This window comes from Flavobacterium sp. TSSA_36 (assembly GCF_051547165.1).
Classification (GTDB): domain Bacteria; phylum Bacteroidota; class Bacteroidia; order Flavobacteriales; family Flavobacteriaceae; genus Flavobacterium.
The window spans coordinates 1-492 of record NZ_JBPTTP010000031.1 but is presented as its reverse complement, the minus strand read 5'-3'; the positions used below and the strand labels follow the sequence as shown (position 1 = coordinate 492).

The window sequence follows — 492 nt, the reverse complement described above, 5'->3', positions numbered from 1 at the left end:
GTTTTGGAGCTAGTACAGGTTCGGTAACTGCTGGAGTGGTAACAGGCGCTGTAGGAACAGTAACTTATTCTTGGAAAAATGCGTCTAATGCTGTAGTTGGTACTACGGCTTCCGTAAGTGGATTACTTGCGGGAACTTATACTGTGACAGTTTCTGATAGCTGTTCTACTTTATCCAATAGCGTAACTATTGGACAACCTGCTGCAGCTTTGGCTTTGGCGGTTTCTTCTAAAACCGATGCGGCTTGTTTTGGAGCTAGTACCGGGACTGTAACTGCAGGAACGGTAACTGGTGCTGTAGGAACAGTAACTTATTCTTGGAAAAATGCCTCTAATGCGGTAGTTGGTACTACGGCTTCTGTAAGTGGATTACCTGCCGGAACTTATACTGTCACTGTTAGCGATTCTTGTTCTACTTTATCCAATAGCGTAACTATTGGACAACCTGCTGCAGCTTTGGCTTTGGCAGTTTCTTCTAAAACCGATGCGGCTT

The 492-nt window shown here is 44.7% G+C and carries 1 pseudogene; it reads left to right on the top strand.

The features are described from left to right. Window positions 1-492 (top strand): annotated as a pseudogene (locus tag ACSVH7_RS15130) (hypothetical protein); the annotation flags it as partial.